This is a genomic window from Corynebacterium meridianum, from assembly GCF_016342265.1.
Classification (GTDB): Bacteria; Actinomycetota; Actinomycetes; order Mycobacteriales; family Mycobacteriaceae; genus Corynebacterium; species Corynebacterium meridianum.
In genome coordinates this window covers 201,423-226,156 of the sequence record NZ_JAEIOS010000012.1, presented here as the reverse complement: position 1 = coordinate 226,156, position 24,734 = coordinate 201,423, and the positions used below count along the sequence as shown (strand labels likewise).

Annotated in this window: 24 protein-coding genes; 12 read left to right on the top strand and 12 right to left on the bottom strand. The window is 69.7% G+C overall.

Features of this window, described 5'->3' with window-relative positions:
• Nucleotides 1-20: 20 nt before the first annotated feature.
• The 6 genes from JDV75_RS07565 to JDV75_RS07540 all read right to left on the bottom strand — a co-directional run bounded on the left by JDV75_RS07565 (nt 21) and on the right by JDV75_RS07540 (nt 9,966).
• Complete coding sequence (locus JDV75_RS07565; protein WP_198738650.1) at nt 21-3,428, bottom strand: ATP-dependent helicase; 3,408 nt, start codon at nt 3,426-3,428, stop codon at nt 21-23.
• Nucleotides 3,418-6,690, bottom strand: a complete 3,273-nt coding sequence (locus JDV75_RS07560) for an ATP-dependent DNA helicase (protein WP_198738649.1) — start codon at nt 6,688-6,690, stop codon at nt 3,418-3,420. Before JDV75_RS07560 ends, JDV75_RS07565 begins: the two co-directional genes overlap by 11 nt.
• Before the next feature lie 3 nt (nt 6,691-6,693).
• Entirely contained in the window at nt 6,694-7,569 is an 876-nt protein-coding gene (locus tag JDV75_RS07555; protein ID WP_198738648.1) for a TIGR02569 family protein, read from the bottom strand.
• A 62-nt stretch (nt 7,570-7,631) separates the two neighbouring features.
• Nucleotides 7,632-8,771, bottom strand: a complete 1,140-nt coding sequence (locus JDV75_RS07550; protein ID WP_198738647.1) for a ThiF family adenylyltransferase — start codon at nt 8,769-8,771, stop codon at nt 7,632-7,634.
• Nucleotides 8,764-9,660: a DUF3152 domain-containing protein gene (locus JDV75_RS07545; RefSeq protein WP_198738646.1), complete on the bottom strand. Its 897-nt coding sequence runs from the start codon at nt 9,658-9,660 to the stop codon at nt 8,764-8,766. The genes JDV75_RS07550 and JDV75_RS07545 overlap by 8 nt, the downstream gene beginning before the upstream one ends.
• A gap of 81 nt (nt 9,661-9,741) precedes the next feature.
• The gene (locus JDV75_RS07540) at nt 9,742-9,966 is read right to left on the bottom strand and encodes a DUF3107 family protein (RefSeq protein WP_198738645.1); all 225 of its coding nucleotides are present in this window, start codon (nt 9,964-9,966) and stop codon (nt 9,742-9,744) included.
• Between the two features lie 284 nt (nt 9,967-10,250).
• On the opposite strand from JDV75_RS07540, the gene JDV75_RS07535 reads away from it, so the two are divergent.
• A complete protein-coding gene (locus JDV75_RS07535; protein ID WP_198738644.1) occupies nt 10,251-11,621 on the top strand; it encodes a DEAD/DEAH box helicase in 1,371 nt (456 codons plus the stop codon).
• Nucleotides 11,618-12,904, top strand: coding sequence for an Rv3212 family protein (locus tag JDV75_RS07530; RefSeq protein ID WP_198738643.1), 1,287 nt, complete (start codon nt 11,618-11,620; stop codon nt 12,902-12,904). Before JDV75_RS07535 ends, JDV75_RS07530 begins: the two co-directional genes overlap by 4 nt.
• Here JDV75_RS07530 and JDV75_RS07525 read toward each other — a convergent pair.
• Nucleotides 12,897-13,379 carry a hypothetical protein gene (locus JDV75_RS07525; RefSeq protein ID WP_248095908.1) on the bottom strand — a complete coding sequence of 161 codons (483 nt, stop codon included), beginning with the start codon at nt 13,377-13,379 and terminating at the stop codon, nt 12,897-12,899. The genes JDV75_RS07530 and JDV75_RS07525 overlap by 8 nt on opposite strands.
• Nucleotides 13,380-13,438: 59 nt before the next feature.
• Between JDV75_RS07525 and JDV75_RS07520 the strand changes: the two genes are divergently transcribed.
• From JDV75_RS07520 to JDV75_RS12330, 3 genes are all read left to right on the top strand, one after another.
• Entirely contained in the window at nt 13,439-14,419 is a 981-nt protein-coding gene (locus JDV75_RS07520) for a diacylglycerol/lipid kinase family protein (RefSeq protein ID WP_198738642.1), read from the top strand.
• Between the two features lie 283 nt (nt 14,420-14,702).
• Nucleotides 14,703-14,966: a WhiB family transcriptional regulator gene (locus JDV75_RS07515; RefSeq protein ID WP_198738641.1), complete on the top strand. Its 264-nt coding sequence runs from the start codon at nt 14,703-14,705 to the stop codon at nt 14,964-14,966.
• Nucleotides 14,967-15,199: 233 nt separating this feature from the next.
• Entirely contained in the window at nt 15,200-15,274 is a 75-nt protein-coding gene (locus JDV75_RS12330) for a 50S ribosomal protein bL37 (RefSeq protein ID WP_014300525.1), read from the top strand.
• Between the two features lie 115 nt (nt 15,275-15,389).
• Here JDV75_RS12330 and rsrA read toward each other — a convergent pair whose 3' ends face one another.
• Both rsrA and JDV75_RS07505 read right to left on the bottom strand, forming a co-directional pair.
• A complete protein-coding gene (gene rsrA / locus JDV75_RS07510; RefSeq protein WP_232958320.1) occupies nt 15,390-15,665 on the bottom strand; it encodes a mycothiol system anti-sigma-R factor in 276 nt (91 codons plus the stop codon).
• Nucleotides 15,662-16,309: a sigma-70 family RNA polymerase sigma factor gene (locus JDV75_RS07505; protein ID WP_198738640.1), complete on the bottom strand. Its 648-nt coding sequence runs from the start codon at nt 16,307-16,309 to the stop codon at nt 15,662-15,664. Before JDV75_RS07505 ends, rsrA begins: the two co-directional genes overlap by 4 nt.
• Nucleotides 16,310-16,457: 148 nt before the next feature.
• Here JDV75_RS07505 and JDV75_RS07500 point away from each other — a divergent pair, with 148 nt between their 5' ends.
• Nucleotides 16,458-16,991: an aminoacyl-tRNA deacylase gene (locus JDV75_RS07500; protein WP_198738639.1), complete on the top strand. Its 534-nt coding sequence runs from the start codon at nt 16,458-16,460 to the stop codon at nt 16,989-16,991.
• A 66-nt stretch (nt 16,992-17,057) separates the two neighbouring features.
• The gene (locus JDV75_RS07495; protein WP_198738638.1) at nt 17,058-18,146 is read left to right on the top strand and encodes a hypothetical protein; all 1,089 of its coding nucleotides are present in this window, start codon (nt 17,058-17,060) and stop codon (nt 18,144-18,146) included.
• Between the two features lie 8 nt (nt 18,147-18,154).
• On the opposite strand, the gene JDV75_RS07490 is transcribed toward JDV75_RS07495, so the two are convergent.
• Together JDV75_RS07490 and JDV75_RS07485 are read right to left on the bottom strand one after the other, a co-directional pair.
• Nucleotides 18,155-18,346, bottom strand: coding sequence for a hypothetical protein (locus JDV75_RS07490; RefSeq protein ID WP_198738637.1), 192 nt, complete (start codon nt 18,344-18,346; stop codon nt 18,155-18,157).
• Nucleotides 18,322-18,741, bottom strand: a complete 420-nt coding sequence (locus JDV75_RS07485; RefSeq protein WP_198738636.1) for a helix-turn-helix domain-containing protein — start codon at nt 18,739-18,741, stop codon at nt 18,322-18,324. Before JDV75_RS07485 ends, JDV75_RS07490 begins: the two co-directional genes overlap by 25 nt.
• Nucleotides 18,742-18,818: 77 nt before the next feature.
• Here JDV75_RS07485 and JDV75_RS07480 point away from each other — a divergent pair, with 77 nt between their 5' ends.
• Both JDV75_RS07480 and JDV75_RS07475 read left to right on the top strand, forming a co-directional pair.
• The gene (locus tag JDV75_RS07480) at nt 18,819-19,730 is read left to right on the top strand and encodes an MFS transporter (protein ID WP_198738635.1); all 912 of its coding nucleotides are present in this window, start codon (nt 18,819-18,821) and stop codon (nt 19,728-19,730) included.
• Nucleotides 19,731-19,732: 2 nt separating this feature from the next.
• On the top strand, nt 19,733-20,209 hold the full coding sequence (locus JDV75_RS07475) for an MFS transporter (protein WP_198738634.1): 477 nt from the start codon (nt 19,733-19,735) through the stop codon (nt 20,207-20,209).
• On the opposite strand, the gene JDV75_RS07470 is transcribed toward JDV75_RS07475, so the two are convergent.
• On the bottom strand, nt 20,199-20,897 hold the full coding sequence (locus JDV75_RS07470; RefSeq protein ID WP_198738633.1) for an SOS response-associated peptidase: 699 nt from the start codon (nt 20,895-20,897) through the stop codon (nt 20,199-20,201). The genes JDV75_RS07475 and JDV75_RS07470 overlap by 11 nt on opposite strands.
• 18 nt (nt 20,898-20,915) lie before the next feature.
• Here JDV75_RS07470 and aroA point away from each other — a divergent pair, with 18 nt between their 5' ends.
• The 3 genes from aroA to JDV75_RS07455 all read left to right on the top strand — a co-directional run bounded on the left by aroA (nt 20,916) and on the right by JDV75_RS07455 (nt 24,705).
• Nucleotides 20,916-22,259, top strand: coding sequence for a 3-phosphoshikimate 1-carboxyvinyltransferase (gene aroA, locus JDV75_RS07465; protein WP_198738632.1), 1,344 nt, complete (start codon nt 20,916-20,918; stop codon nt 22,257-22,259).
• On the top strand, nt 22,252-23,268 hold the full coding sequence (rsgA, locus tag JDV75_RS07460; RefSeq protein WP_198738631.1) for a ribosome small subunit-dependent GTPase A: 1,017 nt from the start codon (nt 22,252-22,254) through the stop codon (nt 23,266-23,268). Before aroA ends, rsgA begins: the two co-directional genes overlap by 8 nt.
• Nucleotides 23,269-23,421: 153 nt before the next feature.
• Nucleotides 23,422-24,705, top strand: coding sequence for a chloride channel protein (locus JDV75_RS07455; protein ID WP_198738708.1), 1,284 nt, complete (start codon nt 23,422-23,424; stop codon nt 24,703-24,705).
• Nucleotides 24,706-24,734 lie beyond the last annotated feature (29 nt).

Here is a 24,734-nt window from a genome sequence, read left to right as displayed (position 1 = left end):
CCACCCGACGGTGGGGAACCCTACAGCAACCGCGCCAGTTCCCCGGCGTCTGGTAGCTTACCCGGCTCTAGGGTGTGGTCGGGGCCGATGTAGTGGAAAGCCGCCCTGATCTCCGCGGGGTCTATGCCGTGCCCCAGTCGCCTGGACAGCAACTGCGCCCACGCGAGACGGTAGACGGCCAGCTGAACCACCGCCGAATCGAGGTCCCGGCCGGTCGGCGGCCGCCCGGTCTTCCAGTCCACGACCATCCATCCCCGCGCGGGATCGTCCCCCTCGTGGAACACCGCGTCCATCCGACCGCGGACGACGTGCCCGCCGATGGTGATCTCGAAGGGCTGCTCCACGTGGGCAGGTGTCCGCTGCGCCCAGGCGCTGGCGAGGAAGGCCTCCTTGAGCCGTGCCAGTTCGGGCCCGCGGATGTCCTCCTCCCCCAGCCCCGGCAGCTCGTCCTCGTCCAGGAGCGCGGTGGCCCCGTAGCGGTCCTCGATCCACTGGTGCAGGGCGGTTCCCCGTTTCGCGTAGGTGTTGGGTTTGAAGGGCACCGGCCGGCGGAGCCTGCGGGCGAAGGCGGTGGCGTCGCGGGACACGGCCACCAGGTCGGAGGCGGTGAGTTCGCGCCCGATCTCCACGTCGACGACCGGGGTGTCCAGGCGTCGCTGCTCCTCGATCAGCGCGGTGACCTCCTGCTCCCAGAGCTGTTCGATGTCGCCGTCACGGCCCGGAGCGGGCGGGTCGACGGCGGCGGGCCGGACGAGCTCGGCGCCGCGGCGGACGGCGTCGGCACGCGCGCCGAGGTACTCGGGCGGGAACACGGCGTCCGGGGCACCCGCCTCCCCGTCCGTCGACGGTTCGGGACCGGTGGAGGTGCCGGGGTCCTGCGCCTCCGGTTCGTGCCAGTGCGCGACGGTGTCGGGCTGGTCGCGGCGGATGGCGTCGAGGTGGACGTAGGGGGCGGCGGTCGTTCCGGTGTCGCTCACCCCGGAACCGGTGACGTAGAGCAGTCGCTCGGAGCGGGTCAGCGCGACGTAGAACAGACGGGTGTTCTCCTCCTCGAGTGCGGTGCGGAACTGTGCGCGGTGCTCCTCCATCGCGTTCTCCAGGTCCTTCCGGTTCTCCACGTCGGCGGTGTCCAGGACGGGGCTGCCGACACTGTCGGTGGCGTCCTCGCGGGCGTCACCCCGCAGGGTCGCCGGGACCTTCGTGATGTCGGTGAGCCAGGTCTCGACGGTGACCCGGGGCGATGAGGTGTCGGTGTAGGTGCGGTTGTCGGCGTGGAGGACGGCGACGGTGTCCCACTCGAGGCCCTTCGCCTTGTGCACGGTGAGGATCTGCACGCGGTCGGCATTCACACGCACCTCGCCGGGTTCGAGCCCCTCCTCCTGTTCGCGGGCGAGCGCGAGGTGGTCGAGGAGGCTGCGCAGATTCGCCCCGGGGATCTGGGCGAAGGAGGCGACGTGCTCGTGGAAGCGGTCGAGGTGCACGGTTCCGGCGGCACCGTCGGCATGTGGGTCGGTCCGGGCGAGGACCTCTGTGCGGATCCCGGTGATCCGTTCGATGTCGCCGAAGATCTCGGGCAGGTCGTGCCCCAGGGAACGGGTGCGCAGGTGACGCAGGTGGGAGGCCAGCCGACGGAGCCGGGCCAGGCCCTCCGGGCTGTAGCGCTCGGGTTCTCCCAGATCGGCGACGGCGTCGGTGAGCCCGGCGGTGGCGGTGTCGTCCCCGGCGGGCAGAGCTTCGGCGATGATGTCACGGAGCCGGGCGAGTGCCGGGTCGTTGGGGATGTCCTCCCCCGCATCCGGGATGCGGCTCCGGTCGTCGTCACGCCCGCTGTCGGAGCCGCCGGTCGCGCGGCCGGTGAGATTCGCCGCGCGGCCCGCGAGGGCGAGGACGTCGGCGGCCCCCAGACCGACGTAGGGGCCGGTGAGGATCCGGAGTGCCGCCCGGTTGTCCCCGGGTCGGACCAGCATCGTCGCGAACGCCACGAGATCGGCGACCTCGGGGATGTCGAGGAGCCCACCGAGCCCGACGATCTCGACGGGGACACCGCGTTCCCCGAGTGCGGCGGCGATGGCGGCGGAGTGTTTCCGCTTGCGCACGAGGACGGCGCCGGTGAACGTCTCTCCCCCGGCGCGACGGTCCGCGTAGTCGGCGGCGAGGTGATCCGCGAGCCAGCCGATCTCGGAGGCGGCGTCGGCGAACCAGCCCAGCCGGAGGGACCCCGCGGGTGAGCCGGGGCGGGGACGGAGCGGCTGGACGGCCCGACCGGGGTCGTTCGCCGGGCCGAGGACGCTGCGGGAGACGGCGTTGGCCGCGGTGAGGATCTCGGGTGGGTTGCGCCAGCTGGTGACCAGCTCCATCTTCGGTGCCGGCTGCGGCGGTGCGGTGGGGTCGTGGCGGTCGATGCGGGGGAAGTCGGTGACGAAGCGCGTGAGGTTGGCCGCGGTCGCACCCCGCCAGCCGTAGATCGACTGCATGGGATCCCCGACGGCGGTGACCGTCAGGGAGGGGTCGGTGCCGCCGAAGAGGCTGGACAGCAGCACCCGCTGGGCGTGCGAGGTGTCCTGGTACTCGTCGAGCATGACGACGCGGAAGCGGCGGCGCTGGCTGTATCCGACCTCGGGGTGCGTGGAGGCGAGCCGGGCGGCGAGGGACATCTGCTCGCCGAAGGTGATGACGTTGCGGCGGGTGAGTTCGGCGCGCAGTTGTCCGACGAGCGGAAGCAGCGCGAGCCGCAGCAGCTGCCGCTCCCTGATCCTCGCGGTCTTCTGCGCGAGCTTCTCCTTCTGCCGCGGCCCTGGCGGCAGTTCGTCGAAGAGGTTGACGAAGGGATCGGTCTCCTCCTTGATGCCGGCGGCGTCGACCATGTGGTTGTCCATGTCGGCGGCGAGTGCCAGGAGGGTGTCGACGATGTGGGCGCGCCCGGTCTCCATGGGCAGCTCACCACGGTAGGAGCCGACGAGGTCCCAGGCGATCTGGAAGAGCTCGGTGCGGGTGATCAGCCGGGCGGAAGGCTCCACGGGGAGCAGCAGGCCGTATTCGCCGATGAGCCGACCGGCGTAGGAGTCGTAGGTGGACACGGTCGGGGTGATGGCCCGGAGATTGTGCTCGAGAACACCGGTGGGGTCGAGGTCGCGGAGGCGCGGGATCCCGGCGAGGGTCGCCAGCCTGGCGCGGATGCGCTGGGAGAGCTGCTGGGCGGCTTTCCGGGTGAACGTGAGGCCGAGGACCTGGTCGGGGGCGGCGAGTCCCGAGGCGACGAGCCACACCACGCGGGCGGCCATGGTCTCGGTCTTGCCCGCGCCGGCGCCGGCGACGACGAGGAGGGGGCCGGGGTCGGCGCCGATGATGGCGGCCTGCTGATCGGTGGGGGCGTGTTCCTGGCCGAGCCACCGGGACAACAGCACCGGGGAGAGTTTCTCAGCGGGCATCGGTGAGCACCCGTCCTTCCTCCTGCGCGGGGCACATGCGGCGCAGCGAGCACCGTTCGCAGGAATCGTTGATCCTGGCGGCGAGCCGGGGTCCGGTCACCGAGGCGGCGAGCCGCGGCAGGGTGGCGGCGAGGTCGTCGAGCTCCTCCGGGGTCTTTGCGGCCTGGTCGCGGGTGGTGATCTTCGCGGACGCGGTGCCCGGGTAGACGAGGACGCCGCCGCCGACGGATTCGGCGGCGCCGGGGGTGTCGGCGTCGGTGACGCGGATACGCCCGGGTTCGCCACCTGCGGTGGTGTCGGGGACGACCTTCCCCCTCGACAGGGCGAGCTGGTAGGAGGCGAGCTGCGCGTGCTCCCCCATCGACTTCTGGGTGGGTGGGTTGGCGCCGGTCTTCAGGTCGACGACGACGAGGGCTCCATCCGCGGTGCGTTCCAGGCGGTCCATCCTTCCGTTGATGACCAGGTCCCGACCGTCCCTGGTGGTGCCCACGGTCACGGACACGGGGACCTCCACCCCGACGGTCGTGAACACCGAGCGGGAGATCGTGAGCCAGTCGGCGGTGCGTCCGATGAGGCGGTCCCAGGCGGCGAGGTCGATCGGCACCCGCCAGTCCGGGGTGCCATTGAGTTCGAGGACACGGGTGTAGGCGTCGCGCACCAGCAGTTCGGCCGCTTCCCGTTCCGCACCGCACCCCACGGCCTCGGCGAAACCGTGGGCGAGGATTCCGGCGATCAGGTGCAGCGGTATCTCGTCGTCGGTGTCCACCCGCCCGAGGACGGCCCGTAGCGGACACGCCGCGATCTGTTCGATCTGCGACGGGGACAGGGTCACGGTGTCCCGGCGCGGGCGGACCGGCAGGTCGGTGGACGGCCCGGCGAGTCCCCACCACTGATCGGGGTCGGCACCGGGCACTCCGGCCTCCGCGAGGCGGGCCAGTTGGCGGGCGGCCTGGCGCCGGCGGCTGTCGGGTGCACCGGGGTCGCAGACGGCACGGCGGAGTTCGCCGACCATGGCCGGGACCGACAGCAGTCGGGTGCCGACCGGGATTCCGTCGATTTCGGCTGTGCCGCCGTGGTCCTCTCCCCCGGTTTCGAGGGGTCCACCGCCGACCCGGTGGATCTCCACACCGAGCTCCTCCAGGAATCGGGACGGCTCGAGGACCTCGTTGCCCTCCGGGGTGTCGAGGGCCGTGACCAGCAGGGTGTCGGTGGCGCGGGTGCACGCCAGGTGGAACAGGCGCCGTTCCTCGGCGAGACGTTCGACGGCACGGGAGATGTGGACGTCGGGGTCGATGCCGTCGTCGAGGAGGTCGACGAGTTCCTCCTGGCCGAACAGGGTCCCCGTCTCCGAGGTGGTGGGCCAGGTGCCCTCCTGGACTCCGGCGACGACGACGGTGTGCCATTCCCTGCCACCTGCGGCGTGCGCGGTGAGCAGGTGGACGGCGTCGGGTTCGACCCCGCGCCGGTCGCGGGCGCCGGTCGGGAGCTGCTGATCGGTGATGTGCCGGACGAAGGCGGCGGTGCCCGCGGTGGGGCGCCGTTCGACGAAGTCGCCGGCGGCGTCGAACAGGGCCATCATCGCGTCGAGATCCCGGTCGGCCTGGGACCCGGCGGTGCCGCCGCGCAGGGATGCCGCGGAGAGCCGGTCCGCCAGACCGGTGGCGTTCCACAGTTCCCACAGGACGAGCTCCACCGATCCGCCGGTCCGCTGCGCCTCCGTGCCCGCGGCGAGGACGGAGCGGATCCGGTCGAGGATGCCGGTCTCCCGGTCGGTGAGGAAATCGGTGGCGCTGACCCCGTCGTCCGCGGGAGCGGGGGCCGGGTTCTCCACGGCGGAGCCGTGTGGGAGGACCATCTCGGCGAGGACGTCGACGGCCCGGCGTCGCCCGCCACGCCGGAGTTCGGCCTGGCGCAGGCCGCGCAGCAGGCGGCGGAGGGTGACGGGGTCGGCGCCTCCGACGGGACCGAGGACGAGTTCCTCGACCTCGGTGCGTTCCAGTGGGCCTTCGAGTGCGCGGGCGGCCAGCAGAATCGCGGAGACGATCCGCTGCTCGGCCAGGACGGTGTCGGTGGGGTCGAGCTGGACGGGCACCCCGGCGGCGAGCAGTGCCCGCCGGATCGCGCCCAGCGCCGCGGTGGAGCGGACGATCACCGCCATTCTCGGCCACGGGACCCCGTCCATGAGGTGGGCACGGCGGAGGGTGTCCGCCACGGCACCAGCCTGGGCCGCGGCGCTGTCGCAGATCACCGCCCCACGGTGAGCCGGTGTCCGGTGCGGGGTGTCCAGGACGAGTTCGTCGGTGCACGGATACTTCGTGAGGAAGTCGGGGTTGGCGCCGCGGAAGCGGAACACCGCCTGCCCGGGATCACCGGCGATGACGGTCAGCCGGGTCGAGGGGATGAATAGTGTCAGGAGTTCGGCGGTGCGCGGATCGAGGTTCTGTGCGTCATCGATGAGGAGGGTGTGCAGAGCGGTGCGCTGCTGTTCCAGCAGTCCGTCGTCGAGGGCGAGGGACTCGATGGCGACGGTGACGAGTTCGGAGGCGTTGTAGCTGTGCACTCCCCCGAGTGCCATCGTCTGTTCGTACTCGCGGAGGAAGTCCCCCGCCGCCCGCCACGTGGGGCGCCCGTGTTCCCGCCCGAGGCGCACGAGATCCTCCGGCCTCAGACCACGCTCGACGGCGCGGAGCAGGAAGTCGCGGAGCTGGCGGGCGAAGCCGACCATGGTCAGGGCGGGCCGGAGTTCCGCGGGCCAGCTGCCGAGCCCGTCCTCGGCGTGGCCGGCGAGGAGTTCCCGGATCACGGCGTCCTGTTCCGCACCGGTGATGAGCCGGGGTGCTTGATCGCCGGCGCGGGCGGCCGCCGCTCTGAGCAGCGCGAAGGCGAATGACGGTGCAGAGCGGACGAGGGGCGCGGAACCGGCGAAGTCGGGGATCTCGCTCAATCGGTCCGCGAGCTGCCCGCGCAGCCTGCCTGCCGCCTCCTTCGACGGGGTGACGATGAGCAGACCGTCGGGGTCGGAGCCCTCACGCAGCCGGGCCAGGGCGGTGTCGATCAGCAGTGCACTGACCCCGTGACCGGCGGCGCCGGTGACCCGCCAGATCCCCTCCCCGCCGTCGATCAGGCTCCGCGCCCCCGGCTCCCAGGTCCGTCCCGCATGCTCCGGCTGCGCCGTGGAACGGCGCAGCCGGACGGTCGGATTCGGTGGCGGCGCGAGGTGGTTCCACGCACCGCCACCGGTGGTGGAGCGGGTTTCAGGCATGGGTCACAGTGTGTCAGTGACGCCGGACAGGAGGAGCTCGACGACCCGGGCGAGTTTCGCACTCGCGTTCGGATCGGCGTCCTCCAGCAGGGCGTGCAGGTAGAGCCGGTAGAGCAGCGCGCGGCGCATCAGCTGCCCGATGTCGGGCAGGTGGGAGTAACGGGCGATGATGCCGTCGTCGACCTCGCCCGCGACGAGAGCGTCGACGATGACCTGGGCGGCGGTGTAGCCGTGCGGGTGCGCGACACCGACGATGTCGGTGACCACCGGGGGGAGATCCCCGGAGAACAGCGTCGTCGCGTACATGTCCGCGTGTCCGACCTGACGGGTGCCACCGACCGGTTCGAGACTCCTGGTGACCAGTGCGGCCATCGTCATTCCGGCGCGCTGGGTCTCACTGGCCGTGGCGTCCAGCCCGAGGGCAGGGGTGAGGACGGAGGCCGGGTCAGCGGACCAGGCGGCCCGGTCCGCGACCGCGAACAGGTCGGTGACACCGTCCGGGGCACCCACGGGGGCGGTGAGGTGCTCGGGAACCGGCAGCGCCGCGAGGGCGTCCGCCAGCCGCAGTGCCGCGGCGACCGTCTCATCGACTCTGGCGGCCGGTTCGCCTTCGATGAAGGTGGAGGCACGCCAGCCGGACACGACGTAGCGGCCGTCGGTCGACCGTACGGGCCGCGCGGGCCGGATACCGTCGGGACGGAGCTGTTCCCGGACCTTGGCCGACCAGCTCGCGGCGACGGGATCGAGGACGCGGCTGATCACCGTCTGGTCCACCAGCCAGCCGTTGTCCCAGACGGGACCGAGCGGCCGCGGGAACCGGTCGGAGGCGCGGAAGATGCCGCACACGTAGTCCGGTAGTTCCGGAGGGGTGTTGTCCATGTCCGCCACGTTACCGCCCGGCCCCGGGGCAACGGGAACGGAAGTGGCGGTTCACCGGCTACTCACCGCCTCAGCCACCAGCCGTTGATGCCGCCGGACAGGGACACGACATCCGTGAATCCCGCGCGGTCGAGCAGTAGGGCCGCCGCCCGGGAGCGGACACCGGCGGCGCAGTAGACGGCCAGCGGTGTGTCCCGGGGCAGATCGTCCAGGGACCCGAGGGCACCGGCCTTCAGGGTGCTGAGTGGCAGCCGGAGCGGGTCACCGAGGACGCCGCCGGCCCATTCGTGGGGTTCCCGCACGTCGACGAGTCGGACACCACTTCCGGCCAGTTCGGGCCACCGGGTCACCGGGGTCTCGCGGATCCCGTCCGGGGTGACGGCAGGTACAGGGGCGCAGACCTCCTGCTGTTCCTGCGGGTTCTTGTGGCGCAGGTCCGCGGAGGCCGCCTGGGGCTCGAAGCGGACGGTGCGCATGTTCGCGGCCGCACCGTCCCAGAGCGCCAGTCGGCCGACCAGCGGGGTGCCCGTCCCGGTGACGAGCTTGATCACCTCGGTGGCCATGATCGTGCCGACGACTCCGGGCAGCACCCCGAACACCCCACCCTCGGCACAGGTGGGCACCGTTCCGGGCGCAGGCGGTTCGGGGTAGAGGTCGCGGAGCGTGTGTCCGTCGGCGAACACGGACACCTGACCGGAGAACCGGCTGATCGATCCCCAGACCAGTGGGATGGCCCGGTCGGCGCACGTGTCGGCCACCAGGTAGCGGGTGGCGAAGTTGTCGGAGCCGTCGACGACGATGTGCGGGTTCAGCGCACCGAGGACCGCCCCGATCGTGTCCCGGGTCAGCCTCGTGTCGAAGGTGCGTACGGTGACCAGTGGATTGAGGTTCGTGATGAACTCGGCGGCCGAGTGCACCTTGGATGTTCCGACGGCGGCGACGGGGTGGATGATCTGGCGTTGCAGGTTGCTCAGGTCGACGACGTCATTGTCGACGACCCCGAGCATCCCGACGCCCGCGGCGGCGAGGTACTGGAGCACCGGGGACCCCAGACCACCGGCACCGACGCACAGGACCCTGGCGCCGGCGAGACGCTGCTGCCCGACGAGCCCGATTCCCGGCAAGCTCAGGTGCCGGGCGTACCGCTCGACGGCACCTTCGGGCAGTTCGACCGGCCGTACGGGGAGCGTGGTGTCAGGCATGCGGGTAGGGCCAGGGGTTGTAGCGGCACACCGCACCGTCATCGGGGTAGACCTCTCTCGGGCTGATCCCGGCGAGGACGGAGTTGGACAGCGACAGGGTCTGCTGCATCATCACCGGTGCCAGTTCACCGTCACCGCCGCAGGGTTCGTGCGCGGCGAAACCGATGCCGTGCCCGACCTCGTGATTGATGAGGTACTGGCGGTAGGAACCGAGATCCCCGCCGAAGGGCAGTGCGCCGCGGATCCAGCGGGACTCGTTGAGCAGCACCCTGTTGCCGTCGGAGTAGAAACAGCTGGTCTCCATCTCGAGGGAGTGTCCGCACAGTTCGTGTGTGGTGCCGACCGAGGTCAGCTGGATCCGGAGATCCGGGGTGCGGGGATCATTGCCGTCGATGTGCTGGAACGCGAAACGCGGGTCAGCACTCCATCCCCGCGGGTCGGCGAGGGTCGCGTCTACCATCGCCGCGACGGCGTCGTCTCCCCCGTAGACCGAACCGTCCACGCCTTCCTCGACCTCGACGACATAGGTGAATGTCTTTTCCCCCCTACCGATCGGAGGGCCCGCGTAGCCGACGGTGCGGAACTCCCCGGTGCCCTTCTCCATGAAGGGGGCACCTGGCGGGAGTTCTCCGTTGGGCAGTTCGGGTCGGACGGCGTCCACGGGGTTCGGTCCGCCACCGAGCCCGGGATCGGCGGCGGGCGCTTCACCGGCGGATGTGTCCGGGGTGCCCGGAGCGGACGCGCCGGTGTTCGTGGAGGCGGCGCGCAAGGTGTCCGCCTCCTGCGCGTCGGTGGTGAAGATGCTGACCAGAACCCAGACGGTGATCACGATGAGCACCGGAATCGCGTAGGCACGCCAACCGTATTCCCGGGCGAAGCGTACAAGCATCGGTTCCACGTCTCTTCAGGTCTCTCCAGTTGCGGGGGGGTGGCCGTACCCGGCGGTGCCGACCGGCCCGGCGTCAGTCGGTCAGTGCAGGAAGCCCACGGGGCGCGACGTCGTGGTCCCGACCTCGACGTAGGCGATTCGGTTGTTGCGCGCGAGAACGACCCGCCCCTTGTCGTCGGTGAGCCGGAGCACCCCCGCGTCATCGGCCAGGGCGTCGGCGACCTGCTTGACGATGGCCTCCTGATCCTCGTTGCTGCTGACCACTACTTCGCGGGCGGTGTCGGAAAAACCGATCTTGATGTCCACGTCGTGTCTCCTCGGGTTCGTTCAGATTTTCATCGGGCCCACGGATCCGCCGGATCGACCCGGGGGTGTCCGGCGGGAGGGCGCAAAGGTTAAGGGTTTTCACCGGGGAGCCTACGCGCACGGTGAGGCGTACGCACATGCGGGCCCGTCCCCGGCCGGGCGGGATACCGGGACGGGATCGGGCCGCGGGCACCGGACACCGGGACCACCCCGGGAGAGGGTGGGGTTGGTCCCGGGCGGACACCGGGGTGTCTAGCGGGCGTCAACGTGGATACTATGAAGGGGTGTCTGAACAGAAGCTGAAGCCAACGTTCGCCGAACTCGGCGTCGCCAAGGAGATCACCGATGCTCTGGCGAACGCCGGCATGGTCCGGACCTTCGCCATCCAGGAGCTGACGCTACCGCTCGCGCTCGCCGGAAAGGACCTCATCGGGCAGGCGCGCACCGGCATGGGCAAGACGATGGGTTTCGGCGTCCCCCTCCTCGACAGGGTCTTCGATGACGCCGATGTCGAGGAACTCGACGGGACCCCGCGGGCCCTCGTGGTCACCCCCACCAGGGAGCTGGCGGTCCAGGTGGGTGAGGACCTCCGGAGCGCCGCGACGAATCTGCCCGTACGCATACTGACCATCTACGGTGGCCGGCCCTACGACGAGCAGATCGAGGCCCTCGAGGCCGGCATCGACGTGGTCGTGGGCACCCCCGGCCGCCTGATCGACCTGTACAACCGTGGCTGCCTGAAGCTCGATCACGTCGCGGTCCTCGTGCTCGACGAGGCCGACGAGATGCTGGACCTCGGTTTCCTCCCGGACATCGAGAAGCTGCTTAAGGCGCTGACCCACAAGCACCAGACGATGTTGTTCTCGGCGACGATGCCGGGGCCGATCATCGCCCTGGCCCGCACCTTCATGGACCGCCCGGTGCACATCCGGGCGGAGGAGGTCGGGGCAGCGGCGACCCACGCGAGCACGCGCCAGGTCGTGTTCCAGGCTCACCGGATGGACAAGACGGCGGTACTGTCCCGGGTGCTCCAGAGCCGGGGCCGGGGGCGCACGATCATCTTCGCCCGGACGAAGCGCAGCTGCGCCACGATCGCCGAGGATCTCGCCGCAAAGGGTTTCGCCGTCGGTGCGGTGCACGGGGACATGGGCCAGCCGGCCCGGGAGAAGTCACTCAACGCGTTCCGTGAGGGAACCGTGGAGATCCTCGTCGCCACGGATGTCGCGGCCCGCGGTATCGACATCGACGACGTCACCCACGTGATCAACTACCAGACCCCGGACGACGAGATGACCTACGTCCACCGCATCGGCCGGACCGGCCGCGCGGGGCACACCGGTATCGCGATCACACTGGTCGGCTACGACGAACTCGTGAAGTGGGAGCTGATCAACAAGGAACTCGATCTCGGTCAGCCCGAGCCTCCCGCATGGTTCTCCACCTCACCGGAGCTCTACGAGGCCCTCGACATTCCGGAGGGTGCCGGGGAGAGTGTCGGCCCGGCCCGCAAGGTCTTCGGTGGCCCCTCCGTGACCCGTCCCGCCGGAGCCCGCGCGGGCAGCCGCAGACCGCACCGTGACCGCCCATCGGGTGGCGGTTCCCACCACCGTGACCGTGGTGCCGCCTCCCGCGGTGGGCGGGGTGGGAATCGATGAACGGTACCTCCACCGAAGAACCCGGGAAACACGCGGTCGTGCTGCACCGCAGCCGCAGGGATCTCATCGCCACCGGCGTGATCACCGCGGCCGCCGTCCTCGGCGTCGGTACCGTGTGGTTGACCTCGGAGAACCGCGCGGCGGACCTGGAGACCGCCACCCGACCGCACGTCGCGGCGGAGGCACCCGCCACCGCGCCCGCGCAGGTGCACGAGGCGTGGCGGGCCGCCGACTCCGCCGTCCCCGGCCAACCCCAGGTCCAGTCCGCGGCCGGACTCGTGTTCACCGCGGAGGGCGGCACCCTGACGGCCACCGCCCCCGCGAACGGTGAGACCATCTGGTCCTACCACCGCGACAACCACGAGATCTGCTCAGTGGGTTCCGCCTTCGACCGGGTGTACGTCGCGTACCGGACCGGTGTCGGGTGCGGGGACGTGATCGGGCTGGACGCCGCCACCGGAGAGTACCGTGCCGCCAGGTCCGCCATCGCTTCGGAGGAGACGGTGCCGATCCGCTCGAACGACGCCGTGGGCATCGTCTCCCGGGACCGGGTGGAACTCTGGCGCAACGATCTCGTGCGCACCGTCGAGTACGGCGATGTGGAGGCGAAGCAGGAGCCCACGATGCAGCCGAATGAGGAGTGCACCGTCAGTTCCGCGCTGACCCGTAAAGACCTCCTCTCTGTGGTCGAGTACTGTCCCCCGACCGAGGGCCAGGGCGCGGGTTACTGGCTGCGGATGCAGGAACGGGTCCCGGAGGACGCCCGGAAACCGGAGATCAAGACGCAGGTTTTCCTGGGGGGCACGAAGGCCGAGATCGTCGCCGCCGGCGAGGGTGGTGCCGTTGTCTACCGCGATTCGGCGGACGGGGAGCAACCGCGGATGACCGGTTTCAACCTCGACGGCAACGAGACCGGGGTCGCGGTGGTGCCTCCGTCACCGCTGGTCGATTCAGCCGGGGAGCTGTTCTCCCCCGTCGTCGCGGATCTACCGCATCATCTGACCTGGTTCGACGGGGAGCGGCTCTACCTCTTCAAACCCGAGGCCCTGACCCTCGACCACTATTTCCAGGATGCGCTGGGGACGGGTGTGGCGGTCGGCGACCGGCTGCTCTACCCCACGGCCGAGGGGATAGCGGTGACCAACTGGGACACTGAGGAGGTTGAACGGGTCATCCCGGTGGACCGTGGTGGCTACACGGGACAGGTGACGCTGTCACTGGTCGGCGATGTCCTCGTGGAGAAGCGGGGCGACGGCGGGGAGGTCGTGGCGCTCGTCAGCTGAATGCGCCGGCGGCCCAGCCGAGCGATCTGCTGTTGAACGTGAGGTAGAGACCGAACAGCGAACACGCCCCGACGATGACCGCGGGAATGATGAGCCCCGCGGAAGCGATGTACCAGGAGACCGGCAGCAGGAGCATCTGGAGAATGACGACCGGCCCCCTGCCCCAGCGCCGCCCCCGGCGGAGTGCGAAACCCGCGGCGGCCACGGTCCCGAACACAGCGATGAAGAAGGCGGCTGTTCCGTAGCCGACGAAGGTGTTCTCGCTTCCGTCCGCGGAGACGGTGCCGTAGTCGTGTTGTCCGGTGATTTCCCGGAAGATGAGGAACACCGCGTACGCCAACCCGACGAGTGACTCGCAGATTCCGAGTACCCCCGCCCGACGGATGTCCGCCGGCGGTGTCTGGGTTTCTGCCCGGTCGGTGGTCTCCGGGGACGCTGTGCGGGAACTGGGCACGTCGCGGTATGAATCAGTCACAATTCCCAGCCTACCGCGTTGGTGCCCGACTTCCGTGTGCGCGGGTTACACTCGACGCCATGCGTGCCTTGATGCTCTCCAACCCCAACTCGACGGCCCTGACCTCACAGGTCACCCGGCAGATCGTCGCACCGCTGATGGCGGCGGCTGACCTGACCTCGGAGTTCACACAGTATCCGGGGCACGCGGAGGACATCTGCACGGGTCTTACACGCCGGGACGTCGATCTCGTCATCGTGGTCGGTGGCGACGGGACGGTCAACGAGGTCATCAACGGACTGGTCGGTCCCGATCCGGAGAACCGTCTCAGCCCCGGCGAGTTGCCGAGGGTCGCGGTCATCCCGACGGGATCCGCGAACGTCTTCGCCCGTGCGCTGGGGCTACCCAACGAACCCGCCGAGGCCGCCGCGCGGGTGCGTGATCTCATTGCCTCCGACACCTGGCGGCGGCTACCGCTCGGGCGCGTCGAGGACCGCTGGTTCTGCGTGAACGCCGGCTTCGGACTGGACGCGAACGTCATTTCGCTCATGGAGGATCTCCGGGACGCAGGCAAGTCGGCGACCCCGTGGCGCTATGCTGCGGTGACCGCGACCGCATGGCAACGACTCCGACGACGACCCCCCGCCATCACGTACGAGGCCCATTCGTCCCGCGGACTCCGGACCGGCAGCGAGGTCCCCTTCCTCGTCGTGTCCAACACGAACCCGTGGATCTATGCGGGTCCGGTGCCCGTGGTGACGAATCCGGAACAGAAGCTAGACGCGGGACTCTCGCTCTATGCCCTCCGGGACATAGAGGGTCCCGGAGGCCTGGTCGCCCTGCTGCACGCCACGGGAATAGGGAACAGGATCTGGCGGCCACTGCGGGTGGACCTGCGGGAGATCCGGGTTGACGACATCAGTAAGCTCACACTCACTTCCCCAAGACCACTGAAATGGCAGGTAGACGGTGAATCGGCGGGCAAAACAAAGCGGCTGCAACTCAGTTCCTACGCCGATGTGATCGATGTTGTGTCGCCTGCAGACAATGAGAGTGAGTGATATTAGTCACTTTTATGGGTAGAACCCTAGCGGACATCTATGTGTACGTGTCATTATCTTGCAGTAGCACAGACACCCGGCGTTAAACCCGGGTTCATTTTCTGGCATGATGCCGGGGCATACCCCGGGAGCGGACGACCGCACCCGACCCGACCGGCGAACCGGAACCCCGGACGGATCGCCGCCCAGCGTCCCGACACCACGGCACACCAGCTGCCGGACGGTGTTCAGCCATGCCGAATGTCTGACACAGATCACTTATTCTTCTGAAGGAGATTCACCCATGGATTGGCGTCACAAGGCAGTCTGCCGCGACGAGGACCCCGAGCTTTTCTTCCCCGTCGGAAACTCCGGCCCCGCACTGGCCCAGATCGCGACCGCCAAGGTCGTCTGCAACCGGTGCCCCGTCACCTCCGAGTGCCTCACCTGGGCTCTCGAATCCGGCCAGGACGCCGGGGTCTGGGGCGGCATGAGCGAGGACGAACGCCGCGCCCTCAAGCGCCGCCGCAACCGCGGCCGCAGCCGCACCCGCGCCACCGCCCGGTAACCCACCGAAGTACCGAAGCATCCGGTACCCGGTCCCTCATCGAAGGGCCGCGGGTACCGGATATTTCGTGCCACACACCCCACTGCGTATAATCAACGACATTTGTCACTCAGGACAGGAACCGATCCGTCGGAACCACCCGGTGACGATCACAGTAAGTTCCCGGCAGGAAACCCCTGACCGTCATGCTGCGGCCCCGCCGTGGCATACCCCGATACCTTCTGGAGGAAACCATGAGCAAGCGTGGACGCAAGCGTAAGGACCGTCGCAAGAACAAGGCCAACCACGGTAAGCGGCCCAACTCCTGATCCGGAAAAGGCCCGAAGAAAGCCCCCCGCACGTCGTGCGGGGGGCTTTCTCTTTGATCCTCTCATCCGTTGACCCTCTCACCCCGGGACACGGGACGGCGAACCTCCGGATCCGTCATCCCCGGTAACGCTCGACACGGAGCCGGAGAATGATCTTCTCCCGCAACGTCACCGGCGCGTGCGCGCAGCAGCAGCGACGCATGAGCTCCCGGATCTCCTCCTCTATACCGAGCTGTGCGAAGCAGCCGGGGCAGGCCTCGATGTGGGCGCGCAGGACCGCACGCCGCTCGGGCGTGGCCTCACCGTCGAGAAACTCGAAAAGCGAGTCGTAGACCTCTCCGCAGTCAGCCATGTCCGGCATGTGGCCGCCGTTCTCCTCCCGCTGCGTCATTCGCCCGCTCCCTTCCGTGCCTTCTTCGCTGCCGCATCTCCCCGATCACCCGCGAGATCCGGGTGGTTCAGGCCGATGCCCTGTTCGCGCGCCACATCCTTCAACAATCCGCGGAGCTGTTTTCTTCCACGGTGCAGGCGGCTCATCACGGTACCGATCGGGGTGTCCATGATCTCGGCGATCTCCTTGTAGGCGAGCCCCTCCACATCGGCGTAGAACACGACCATGCGGTAGTCCTCGGGAAGCTGGTTCAACGCGTCGGTGATCTGCACGTCCGGCAGCTTCTTCAACGCCTCGACCTCCGCCGACGCCAGGCCCGCCGAGGTGTGCGAGGACGTCTCGACCAGCTGGTGATCGGTGATCTCCTCGGTGGGCAGCTGCGAGGGCTGACGCTGTGCCTTCCGGTAGGAGTTGATGTAGGTGTTGGTCATGATGCGGTACAACCAGGCCTTGAGGTTCGTTCCCGGGGTGAAGGAACCGAACTTCTGGAAGGCCTTCATGTAGGTCTCCTGGACCAGGTCCTCCGCGTCGGCGGGGTTGCGGGTCATCCGCAGGGCACCGCCGTAGAGCTGATCGAGCAGGGGCAGTGCCTCCTTCTCGAATCTGGCCGCCTGCTCGGCGGCACCGGTCTTCGTGTCCGGCATTGGCGTCGCGTCCCTTCCCTCTGCTTGTCGACGCCCTCCCACCCGCGGGTGTGGGGCGGGGCTCGGCGTCCGGCAAGCGCGCCGCACAGCGACGCGCACATCTCCCCCATTGTAGAAAAACACTGCTCCCGCGCGTAATACTGGCTGTATGTCGAAGCGTAGGTCGAAATCATCCGGCGCAGGAACGGCCGCCCTCGTGGTGCTGAACGAGGCGGGGGTGAACCACACGGTGCACACCTTCGAGTCCGGTCACGACCATTTCGGGGCGCAGGCCGCGGCCGAGCTGTGCGGTCCCCTCGGGATCGACGAGAGGCAGCTGTTCAAGACCCTGGTGGTGGACCTGACCGCCGGATCGGGGCCGAAACGAAGGCTCGGGGTGGTGTGTGTCCCGGTGACCGGCCACGTCAATCTCAAGGCCGCCGCGCGCGCGTTCGATGTGCCGAAGGTCTGCATGGCCGAGCCGCGCGACGCCGAGCGATCCTCCGGCTACGTCACCGGCGGGATCTCTCCCGTCGGCCAGAAGAATGCCCTGCCCACCGTCATCGATTCCTCCGCGCTGGAGTTCGGCGAGATCCTGGTCTCCGGTGGGCGCCGGGGCCTGGACGTCCAGCTCACCCCCGATGATCTCGCGGCGGTGACCGGCGCACGGTTCGCCGCGGTCGCGGCACCGGGAGCACACTGACCATCCCGACTCCACCGGGTCCGGGACCCGGGAACCCCGGTCGGAGAGGACCGATAAGGAACCACCATGAATCCCGCTGAACAGCTCGTCTCCGGCCCTCGGGGCCGGGACCTCCTGCTGAATCTGGAGGACGACACGGGCCCGTCAGGTCCTTTGAACCTGTTTCACAGGGCGGCGACGACTCTCGACGTCGAATCCGGGGTGGGGACCATCTACTTCCCATCTTCCTCCCCGTCGCCGGGAAAACCGGTTTCCCACGACTGCAGTGCCGGTGGCCGCCTCCCTGACGTCGTTGATGTCGGGGACATCGCCGCCGCATTCCGGGATGTGGAACTCGCGGAGATCACGTGGCCCGTGCTGCGCGACGCACTGGCCTGCTCCGTCGACAACGCCGCCTACTGGCAGGAACCGTACGGTGCCCAGATCCTCGCGGCAGCCCCGGAGATGCGCGGACCACTGCTCCGGATCGCCGGGGAACTCACCGACTCCCCACTGATGGACGTCCTCACGGCCCCGTTCGATCCGGAGCGGCAGTGGACGCTGTCGGTGCGGGGCTACACAGCTCTGACATCGGGGGTCGGGAAACGACTCACCGCGGAACGTGACGGACTGATCGCCCGGGAGGCCGCTGCGGCGGCGACATTCGATCCGGAGAAAGAGGTGTCGGGGATCTGGTGGTCTTCTCCGATGGGGGCACCGGCCACCACGGCCCCGCTCCCGGACGGTGCTCCCTCCGCTCTCTGGTTCGAGGAGGACTCCTTCGACCTCGGGCCCCGGGAGACGCGCCGGATCGACGTCCCGGGAGATGCCAGGATCCTCGAGATCACCGGTGCCGACTCGTGGGCGGATCTCTGCCGGCGGTTCCCTGTCGAGGTCACCCGGCAGCGCTACCACGACTGGCACCGCACCACGGGGCGTCGGGGACGGTGGGTGATCCCGGACTGGGCCGCCGTCGCGGAGCACCACGACGCCGTGCACCTGACCCATCTCGGATATCTGGCGGCCGCCGGTAGAGCCATCGACGTGGACGCCGGGACAGCGTCCGTGATCGCCGGCTGGAACCCCGGCGAGACCTACTGGCTGACCGATGTGGAGGTCGGTGACCCGGTGCGCTGGTCGTGGGACGAGGACGGGAGGATCTGGGCCCGGGACTGAGACCGCCCTCAGTCCGGTTCTCCGCCGTACCGGAGGTGCGGAGCGAATCCGAGGGGACCGAAGACGGTGATGATCTCCGCACCCGAGGCCCCGTCGCCGCCGAACCGGTGCCGGGTCGTCGTGTCGAACTCGGCGCACCCGCGTCGTTCGGGAACGACGTCATCCTCGCCGACGATCAGGCGCAGCCGCCCGGAGAACACGTACATCCACGCACGGCCCGGATGGTGCGTAGCTCAGACACGGATCCGTCGGGGCGGACGGTGATCTTCCGGATGTGGGCACCCGCCGTCCGTCCGGTCAGCGGGACGACAACCCGGCTCCGGATCACTCTGGGTCGCATCCGGATACGGTGCTCCCCGGTTCCCTGCCCACCGACGAGGGTGTCCGGGTCGACCCGGTGGACGAGGGCCAGCGGCAGGAGCAGGTCGAGGCTCGGGCGGCGCCGCCCGTTCTCCAGCCGGGAGAGGGTGCTCGTCGATACTCCCGTCTTCCGGACGACAGCGTCCAGCGTCAGGCCGCGCTGTTCACGGACGCTCCGCAACCGCGGGCCGAGCTCCTCCAGGATGCGTGCGGTTCCGGCTGCGGTCGACGTCATCCACCCAGCACAGCAGGATTTCCCGGTTTCGGCAACACCCGTTGTCCGGTACGGCTCCGGGCAACCAGTGTGGAGGCATGTTCACGGATTCCCGCACGACCCGATCGCTGCGGCTCATGGCCCTGGCCTGGTGCGCGACGACCGCCCAGATCGGTGTGAGCGCGGTACCCGTGGTCCTGCCCGCCGTCGCCGTCTGGTCCGGTGGCGATCCGGGAACCGCGCGGTGGCTCGTCACCGCTTTCCTCCGGGGGATGACGACCATGGGGCCGGTGTTCCGGTGTCTCGGTGGGATTCTCGGTCGGGATCGCGTGCTGCTCGGTGCGGTGATCCTGTTCACCGTCACAGCGGCACTGTGTGCCCTTACCCCCTCGCCGGGCGTTCTCATCGCCGTGCGAGCGATCCGGGGCGCCGCGGGCGCGGCGCTCGCGGTACTCCCGGTCGCCGCCGTCCGGGATCTGCTCACGGCACGACGATCCGGTTCCGGGCTGGGACCGCACGGTTCGGCGACTGCCGTGGGAACCGCCGCCGGTCCGGTCCTGGCTCGTGTCCTCGTGGATGCGACCGGTTGTCGGGCCGTCTTCCGGATGCTGGCGTGTCTGTCTGTCCACCGCCGTGCCGCTCCGCGCGACGCGTGGCGGTACCGGTGGGACGCATCCGGTCGGGCGACATCGCCGCCGCCCGGATGTCGCGGGCGCGGCGCTGCTCATGGTCGAGGCCCTCGCGTAAGCGACGGCATGCGGCGGGGCCGGGGTTCTCCGGCGCGAACTGTCGGCCTGCTCACGGTGGCGGTGGCTGCTCCGGTCGTGCTCCACCGGATCGAGGGCCGGGATCCACGGCCCCTTCCACCGGAGTGGTCGCTCGGATCATCGGCTGTACGGCGCGCCGTGACCCTCATGGTCGTCGTGGGCGCGGTGATGATGAGCCCCTGTTCATCGGCCCGTTCCGTCTCTCCGCCGCACACGGTCTCACGCCACGGGTCATCGGTCTGATCATGGCTCTCGGTCCCCTGACGTCGGTGGTCGCGGGTGTGATCACCGGGAGATTCGTCACCGGAGACACAGCCCCGGGGTTGACGGTGCCGGGGCTGGCGTGGATGGGCGTCGCGGTGACGGTTCTCGCGGTCGGCGGACCGTGGCTCGGGGTTCCCGGTCACGTCGCGGACACGGTTCTCCTCGCTCCGGGGTACCAGCTGTTCATGGCGGCGAACAACATGACCGTACTGGAGTCCGTGCCCGGGAGCCGCAGAGGCACCGCCGCCGGGGTCCTCGGGTCGGCACGCAACATCGGCCTCGTCACGGGCTCGGCCGCCCTCGGTTCCGTCTTCGTCCGGATCGCCGGGGCCACGGATTCCGGGACAGCGTTCACGGTGACTTACGGGGCGGTGGGTGCGGTGCTGCTGGTCGCCGTACTCGCCTGCGCGGCGACTCTTCACCGGTCGCGGTGCGCGACGACGTCCGTCAACCGGTGATCCGACCGATGTCGTCGATCAACCGCGGCCCCTCGTTGCGCGCGTTGCCCACCGCGCGGTCAACCTCCCGCAGCGCAAGCCGCGACACGAGAAGTTCCCGGGCGGGACGCAGTAGCCCGCGGGCCTGCTCCACATCACCACAGATCCACGTCGTCACCTCGTCGGGAGCGAGGATCCTCGGCATGCGGTCATGCAGCCGGGTCAGCTGTTCCCCGACCGGGGTGGTCGTGATGATCGTGCCGGAGACGGTGTCCAGGCCGGTGTCCCGGAGTCCGGCGATCCACATCACCGGCTCCCCGTCCGCCGGGTGCACGTAGTACGGCCGCTTCTCCCGCCACTCGTACCACCCGTTGAGCGGGATCGCACACCTGCCGCGGACGAACGCGTCCCGGAACGAGGGCTTGTCCGGTACGGTCTCGGCGCGGGCGTTGAACAGCACCGGCCCTCCCTCATCCCTTTTCCAGGACGGCAGCAGACCCCAGCGCGCGGGTGAGATCTCCAGGTCCGGCTCGGCGCCCTCCGGGACGCGCCCGACCCGGCGCAGTACCGGGATGATCTGTGTGGGGGCGATGTTGTACCGCGGCGGGGGTGTTCCCAGGGGCGCAGCGACCGAACGCACCCCGGGCAGCGCGGTCGCGGCGTCGATCAGCGCTTCGGATGTGGTGAACAGGACAAAACGGCCGCACATATTCCCTATCATGGAGGAGTGAATTCACTGAAGCACTCTGATCCACCCCTGTGGTCCGCCCCCGTCGCATCCGCCCCCGTCGACTGCGAGGTCACGGTCCCCGGTTCGAAGTCCATCACGAACCGCGCGCTGGTGCTCACGGCACTGGCCGACGGCCCCTCCACGATCCGGGGCGCGCTGCGCTCCCGGGACACGGAGCTGATGATCAACGCGCTGCGCGGCATGGGCGTCACCGTCACGCCGTCCGATGACGACGGCACGACGCTGTCGGTCGATCCCGGCCAGCTCGGTGGCGGCGAGGTCGACTGCGGTCTGGCCGGCACGGTCATGCGTTTCGTCCCCCCGGTCGCCGCGCTCGCCGGCGCCCCGGTTCACTTCGACGGTGACCCGCAGGCCCGCAAACGCCCCATGTCCACCATCCTGGACGCCCTCCGCGAGCTCGGTGTGGAGGTCACCGGCGACCGGCTGCCCTTCACCGTCACCGCCTCCGCCACCCCGCGGGGCGGCACCGTGGACATCGACGCATCGGCGTCGAGTCAGTTCGTCTCCGGGCTGCTGCTGGCGGGGGCCCGGTTCGGCGAGGGGATCACCGTCCGGCACACGGGCGACCGGCTCCCGAGTCAACCCCACATCGAGATGACCGTCGCGATGCTCCGCGAGGCCGGGGTCAGCGTCGACTGCTCGGCCGCGAACCAGTGGACCGTCCACCCGGGTCCCGTCGGTGCCCGCGCCTGGCTCGTCGAACCGGACCTGTCGAACGCCACCCCGTTCCTCGCCGCCGCCGCTGTGACCGGCGGGCGGGTCCGTATCCACGACTGGCCCACCCACACAACCCAGGCCGGTGACGCCATCCGCGGGATCCTCGCCGAGATGGGCTGCGCGGTGGAGATCTCCGCCGACCCGCAGACCGGCCACTCCTCGCTGACCGTCACCGGCCCGGCCGACGGCGTCCTGCACGGCATCTCCCGTGATCTCGGGGACATCGGCGAGCTCACCCCGACGGTCGCGGCACTGGCCGCCCTGGCGGACTCCCCCTCCGAGCTCACCGGCATCGCGCACCTGCGCGGCCACGAGACGGACCGCCTGAAGGCCCTGTCCGACGGACTCAACTCACTCGGCGGCGACTGCACCGAGTTGGAGGACGGACTGCGTATTCAACCGGTCGGAAGGTCCGCGCTGCACGGCGGGGTGTGGGAGTCGCACCACGATCACCGCATGGCCACAGCGGGTGCGATCCTGGGGCTCGCGGTTCCTGGCGTCGAGGTCGTCGACATCGCGACCACCGGTAAGACCCTCCCGGGCTTCGAACGGATGTGGGCGGAGATGCTCGCACCGGACGAGGAGGCGTCCGAGCGTGGGTAGAGCACGCCGCGACTGGGACGAATCCGACGTCCGGGTCCGCCCTCCCCGCAGGGGGACGCGCCCCCGGACGAAGGAGCGCCCCACCCACGATGACGCCGAGTTCGGGATGGTCGTCAGCAAGGACCGCGGCCGGTGGGGGGTCATCCTCGACGGCACGGACCCACGCTCCGATCCCCTGGTGTGCATGCGGGCCCGGGAGCTCGGCCGGACGGCCATCGTGGTCGGTGACCGCGTCGGGGTCGTCGGGGACACCTCCGGCGCCCCGGGGACACTGGCCCGGATAGTGCGCCTCGAGGACCGCACCAGCGTGCTCCGCCGGACCGCCGACGACACCGACCCGTACGAACGCATCGTTGTGGGCAACGCCCGGCAGCTGCTCATCGTCTCCGCCGTCGCCGATCCCCCGCCGCGTTCCGGGTTCGTCGAACGCGCCCTCGTCGCGGCATTCGTCGGCGGGCTGAAGCCCATCCTGTGCCTCACCAAGTCGGATCTCGCGGATCCGGCGGAGTTCGCCGCGGAGTTCCGCGACCTGGACGTCCCCGTCGTGGTCTGCGGCATCGATGATCCGCTGGATCCGGTCAGGGAGATCGTCGACCACTCGGTGACCGCCCTGATCGGGCATTCCGGGGTCGGCAAATCGACACTGGTGAATCGCCTCGTGCCCGACGCCGACCGGGCGACCGGCGTGGTGTCCGGTGTGGGGAAGGGACGGCACACCTCAACCCAGTCGGTCGCACTCCCCCTGCCGCACGGTGGGTGGATCATCGACACACCCGGTATCCGCTCCTTCGGCCTCGCGCACGTCGACGCAGATCGGGTCGTCGGAGTCTTCGAGGATCTCGCGGCAGCCGTCGCCGACTGCCCGCGGGGTTGCACGCACTCGGGGCCGCCCGCTGATCCGGAATGCGCACTCGATACCCTCGAGGGGGCGAGTGCGCGCCGCGTGACCGCGGTGCGCAGCCTTCTCGAGGCACTCCGCAGCAACGACGACTGGGACCGGCAGGGGTAGGACATGGGCTGGTGGGTAGGTAGCGGGCACTCCCGCGAACAGGACAAGCAGGGTAGCCCGTTGACCGAGCGGCAACTCACCGACGCCCACCACGACCGGGACTCCCACCACAACGAACCCACCGGTGGCGCCAATCCGGTGGCCCGCCCACCGATGACCGTGACGCCACTGAACCGTCTGGCGGTCCTGGCGATCGTCGCCGGTGCACTCACCGGGTTGCTCGTCGCGATGGGCAACCGCCTCATCGTGGCCACCGAGCAGTGGATCTACGGCGCCCACCACCTCATCGTCCTGGACCCGGGCAGCAACGTCTCCCCCGAGCGGCTCGCCGTGACGCTGATCTGCGTCGGCGTCGTCACCTCCTGGATCTGGTACCTGCTCGAACGCTTCGGCCGGCCCGCGGTCTCGGTACCCGGGGCGATGCACGGCACCCCGATGCCGCTGTTCGAGACCGCCCTCTCCGCCTTCACCCAGGTCGTCTCGGTCGCCGCCGGCGCCCCCGTCGGTCGGGAGAACGCCCCGCGCCTGATGGGCGGTATGGTCGCATCCCGGCTCGCGACGGCGCTGTCCATCGACGCCGGAGCCCGCCGGATCCTCGTGGCGTCGGCCGCCGGTGCGGGCCTGGCCGCCAGCTTCCATCTCCCTCTCGCAGGGGCGCTGTTCGCCCTGGAGCTCCTGCTCGTCGAGATGTCGACCCGCACGGTGGTTTCCACGATGCTCGCGTCAGCGACCGCCGTGGCCACCACCGGAATCTTCGTCGACCCGCACCCGATCTACCATTCGGTGCCGCTCAACGAGCACCCCGACATGCTTCTCGCCGCCGTGCTCGTCGGCATCGTCTCCGGGATCTCCGGACACTGGTTCGGCATCCTCGCCCGCAAGGCGGCCGCCTTGCGGCCCCGGGACGCGAACATCCTCTGGGAGATGCCCTTCGTGTTCACCCTCTGCGCGATCGCCGCCTACTTCCTGCCCGGTGTGTCGGCGAACGGGCGCTGGGCCGCGGAGACCATGTTCACCACCGGCCTGCCCATCGGTGTCCTGATTCTCCTCGGTATCGCCCGTGGCGTGATGATCCTCGCGTGTTTCCGTGCCGGGACCGTCGGCGGTACCCTCACCCCGGCCTTCGCTCTCGGGGCGCTGACCGGTGGTGTCATCGGGATCCTCTGCCAGCCGTTCTTCCCCGGTGTTCCCGTCGCGGCGTTCGCCCTCCTCGGGGCGGGGGCGTTCCTGTCTACGACGATGGCGGCACCGATGTTCGGCATGATCGCCGCGGTCGAGTTCACCGACCTCGCCGCCCAGGGGTACCTGGCGATGTTCATCGCCGTCATCACGGCGGCCCTCGCCGTGCGCGTGTGGGGCGTCATCGTCGACAAGGACCAGCGCCAGCTCCCCTTCACCTACACCGCGTGGACCGCCGAGGCCGACATCAGGCCCTGATCCGGGTGGCACGCGGACGCACGCCCTTC

Excerpts from the sequence above, each read along its gene's own strand:
- JDV75_RS07530 (WP_198738643.1), top strand. The coding sequence starts at position 11,618 with ATGAACGGTACCTCCACCGAAGAACCCGGGAAACACGCGGTCGTGCTG.
- JDV75_RS07560 (WP_198738649.1), bottom strand. The coding sequence starts at position 6,690 with ATGCCTGAAACCCGCTCCACCACCGGTGGCGGTGCGTGGAACCACCTC.
- JDV75_RS07475 (WP_198738634.1), top strand. The coding sequence starts at position 19,733 with ATGGCTCTCGGTCCCCTGACGTCGGTGGTCGCGGGTGTGATCACCGGG.
- JDV75_RS07470 (WP_198738633.1), bottom strand. The coding sequence starts at position 20,897 with ATGTGCGGCCGTTTTGTCCTGTTCACCACATCCGAAGCGCTGATCGAC.
- JDV75_RS07485 (WP_198738636.1), bottom strand. The coding sequence starts at position 18,741 with ATGACGTCGACCGCAGCCGGAACCGCACGCATCCTGGAGGAGCTCGGC.
- JDV75_RS07495 (WP_198738638.1), top strand. The coding sequence starts at position 17,058 with ATGAATCCCGCTGAACAGCTCGTCTCCGGCCCTCGGGGCCGGGACCTC.
- rsrA (WP_232958320.1), bottom strand. The coding sequence starts at position 15,665 with ATGACGCAGCGGGAGGAGAACGGCGGCCACATGCCGGACATGGCTGAC.
- JDV75_RS07550 (WP_198738647.1), bottom strand. The coding sequence starts at position 8,771 with ATGCCTGACACCACGCTCCCCGTACGGCCGGTCGAACTGCCCGAAGGT.
- JDV75_RS07455 (WP_198738708.1), top strand. The coding sequence starts at position 23,422 with ATGACCGTGACGCCACTGAACCGTCTGGCGGTCCTGGCGATCGTCGCC.
- JDV75_RS07520 (WP_198738642.1), top strand. The coding sequence starts at position 13,439 with ATGCGTGCCTTGATGCTCTCCAACCCCAACTCGACGGCCCTGACCTCA.
- JDV75_RS07545 (WP_198738646.1), bottom strand. The coding sequence starts at position 9,660 with ATGCTTGTACGCTTCGCCCGGGAATACGGTTGGCGTGCCTACGCGATT.
- JDV75_RS07505 (WP_198738640.1), bottom strand. The coding sequence starts at position 16,309 with ATGCCGGACACGAAGACCGGTGCCGCCGAGCAGGCGGCCAGATTCGAG.
- JDV75_RS07565 (WP_198738650.1), bottom strand. The coding sequence starts at position 3,428 with ATGCCCGCTGAGAAACTCTCCCCGGTGCTGTTGTCCCGGTGGCTCGGC.
- JDV75_RS07480 (WP_198738635.1), top strand. The coding sequence starts at position 18,819 with ATGTTCACGGATTCCCGCACGACCCGATCGCTGCGGCTCATGGCCCTG.
- JDV75_RS07515 (WP_198738641.1), top strand. The coding sequence starts at position 14,703 with ATGGATTGGCGTCACAAGGCAGTCTGCCGCGACGAGGACCCCGAGCTT.
- JDV75_RS07500 (WP_198738639.1), top strand. The coding sequence starts at position 16,458 with ATGTCGAAGCGTAGGTCGAAATCATCCGGCGCAGGAACGGCCGCCCTC.
- JDV75_RS07555 (WP_198738648.1), bottom strand. The coding sequence starts at position 7,569 with ATGGACAACACCCCTCCGGAACTACCGGACTACGTGTGCGGCATCTTC.